The organism is Robiginitalea sp. (assembly GCF_049588695.1).
Lineage (GTDB): Bacteria > Bacteroidota > Bacteroidia > Flavobacteriales > Flavobacteriaceae > Robiginitalea.
In genome coordinates, this window is sequence record NZ_JBAVZJ010000348.1 from 1 (window position 1) to 2,726 (window position 2,726).

The following is a 2,726-nucleotide window of genomic DNA, read 5'->3' on the forward strand; positions in this document are numbered from 1 at the left end:
CATTCCCTGTTGGTGGACGACCTCGATTATGGGGTTAACTTGTGGGATTTTTATACTACTAGAGCCTGCAAGGCCCGGGATCAGTTTCAACGCTATTGTGAGATTTCGTACGAGGACTTTTTGGAAACACCAATACCAGTTCTCCAAAAGGTGTTGGATTTTCTCGAATTAGACGATCCCACAGGAATGGCCGGCAGGGTTGCGAAAATGGTAGACCCTTCGCGCCGATATGCCTTTTTAAAGGACCCCAAACTTGTTGAATTTTACGAAGAGAGGAGACACCTTCCTTCCTTTAAAGCACTTGGGTATGACAGAATTCAGGATTAGATGAAAAGAACAGGGGTAGTTACCTTGACCTATGGCGACCGAGTGCACTTGCTGGGGCCGGTCCTAGACGAACTGGAATGCCTTCAGGATATTTTCACAGTTGTCGTGGTTTGTAACGGCATAACGTCGGAGGCCATGAAATTGCTCAAGTCCCGGGCCGAGGGCTCGGACAAGATTGAGTTGTTGGATATGGGATTCAATTCGGGTTCTGCAAAAGGGTTCAAGGATGGAATGGTCGAGGTTGAAAAACATTCGGTTGACTATATATGGCTGCTGGATGATGATAACCTGCCCGCTTCGGATGCCCTTCATATCCTTCAGGAGGAGTATACAAAGCTTGCTCCAAGGTATCCGGGGAAGCCTTTTTGTTTGCTTTCTTACCGACCGGACAGGTCCCGTTATCGCAGTGCTGTTTTGCAGGGAGACCCGCAGGCTGTAATCGGTCCGTACAATTCTTTTCTGGGATTCCATTGGAAGCAAAAGCTCCAAAAGGCTCTGGGGTATGAGCTTGAGGAACAGACTTCAGATGGTGGAATACGAATGGGTCAGGTCCTGGTCGCACCCTATGGCGGGATGTTTTTTCATAAGGAATTGCTTCGAGAAATTGGTTATCCCAGAGAGGAATTCTTCTTATACGGAGATGATCATGACTTCTCGTATCGGATTACTCAGGCCGGCGGGGCCATCATCCTGCTTTTGGATAGTGTGATCCATGATTTGGAAGTCTCTTTTCACCTCGATAAATCAGCCTCCAGAAAGCGGATTAGTTCAAGGTTTTTTAAGACTGAAAGCAGGAATGCCATCTATTATTCCGCCAGAAATAGTATTGTGTTCGAACAAAATTTTGTAAACCGCCCGTTTGAATACTTGGTCAACAAGTATATCTATCTTTGGGCTTTGGGCCTGGCAATGCTCTGGCGTTTCAGGCATCTATGGAAGTTTCCAATTATCCTGAAAGCGGTAAAAGATTCGAAAAGTTTTAATGCCGGTTGACGGGAAATCTAATATAATCCTGAAAGCAACAGGGGGGAGAATAATAAAGGGGAATTGTAATAAGACCGCAGATCCCGATTGCTTTTTAAAGAGACAAGATTAGACTTTGAAAACATTTCGATTAGTTTATCAGTTAAGCTTTTACCTGCTGTCCATTGTGGTCTTTATGATCGGCGGGCTAAGTCAATTCCTTTTTGGTATATCCAATACCATAATGACTTTTTTCTTGATGGTTTGCCTTCTATCAGTCTACTTCATCTATACATTCTTAAAAGCCAGAATTGTCTTTAACAAGGTTGTCATTATAGCACTTTTGTATGTTCTTACAATAGTATTGTCGGCTACACTCAATAAGTCAGATGTTGTTTCTACTTTGGTTTATTTTATTTTCCCTTTCCTCCCTTTAAGTGTCTATCTATTTACGTATATAAATTTTAAGGAGCAGTTTTTGACATTTGAGAAGGTTTTCAGGTTTTTCTTCTATATCGGATTGATACAGCTGCCAATACTCCTGATTCAGCAAAACCTGTATGATTTTTTGATTAGGTTTAATAAAAGTGGACAAACAATCGAATCCGTTGATTTTATGTTTGGTTCCTTTTTCATTAAATCGGACCATTCACTTGGGGTGTTTTTACTCTTATTAATTGCGACTATTCTGTATCAGCGCAGAAGGATTGCCCATATCGTATTTAAGCCCCGTATTGCTTTAGTATATCTTTTGATCTCAATATTCCTTACAGAATCAAATATTTCAAAACTCATTGCCGTAGTCCTTGTTGCTACAACTGTAATCCTGCCGATATACCATAAATATGGAGAACGGTCGGTCTTCAGACTAGGAGTTCTTATTCTAATACTAACCATTGGAATTGCCGGCCTTTCCCTAAAGGACAAACCAATCATTCAAAAGAGGTTGGGCGGGCCAATCGAGGAGCAGTTATCTATTGAGAGAGCTGAAAAGTTTTATAAAGAAAGAACTGCGAAGAGATTCCAAATAGTTTTGGTGGCTGCCCAGCGATTACCTGTAAAATGGATTGGTGATGGGCCATATTCATACTTCGATATTCGGAGTGGAAAATTTACAAAAGCACCACATTTCAGTCAGTTGCTATGGACGTATTTTGATCTGGGCCTCTTGGGCCTCACAGTTGTTATATCTTACCTTTGGGTCATTACCAGGTTTTTGAGCCTGAAAAGAGGTGTAGTAACCCTTTTTCTCTTTGGAATTTTAGTTGTCTACAGTTTCTACACCACCCTTTTTTCGGATATCGCTATACTTTTCAGCCTCTTTTTTATCCTTGCCCGGAAAGCAGGGGACAACAATTCCAACCTATCTTTACCACGGTTGAAAGGCTAATTGAGAATGAAACAAGGAGTGCAAAAGAAAGATCTCATCATAGTTC

At 41.7% G+C, this 2,726-nt stretch carries 3 protein-coding genes; all 3 read left to right on the forward strand.

Annotated elements, in window-relative coordinates; translation table 11 throughout:
- A partial coding sequence (locus WBV75_RS08465; protein ID WP_424120195.1) for a hypothetical protein occupies window positions 1–327 on the forward strand: 327 nt, incomplete at its 5' end.
- Window positions 328–1,320, forward strand: a complete 993-nt coding sequence (locus WBV75_RS08470) for a hypothetical protein (protein ID WP_424120196.1) — start codon at window positions 328–330, stop codon at window positions 1,318–1,320.
- A gap of 721 nt (window positions 1,321–2,041) precedes the next feature.
- Window positions 2,042–2,680: a hypothetical protein gene (locus WBV75_RS08475; protein WP_424120197.1), complete on the forward strand. Its 639-nt coding sequence runs from the start codon at window positions 2,042–2,044 to the stop codon at window positions 2,678–2,680.
- Window positions 2,681–2,726: the final 46 nt, after the last annotated feature.

What these genes read in the sequence shown, in the direction of transcription:
- WBV75_RS08470 (WP_424120196.1), top strand. Translation starts at nt 328, where the DNA reads ATGAAAAGAACAGGGGTAGTTACCTTGACCTATGGCGACCGAGTGCAC.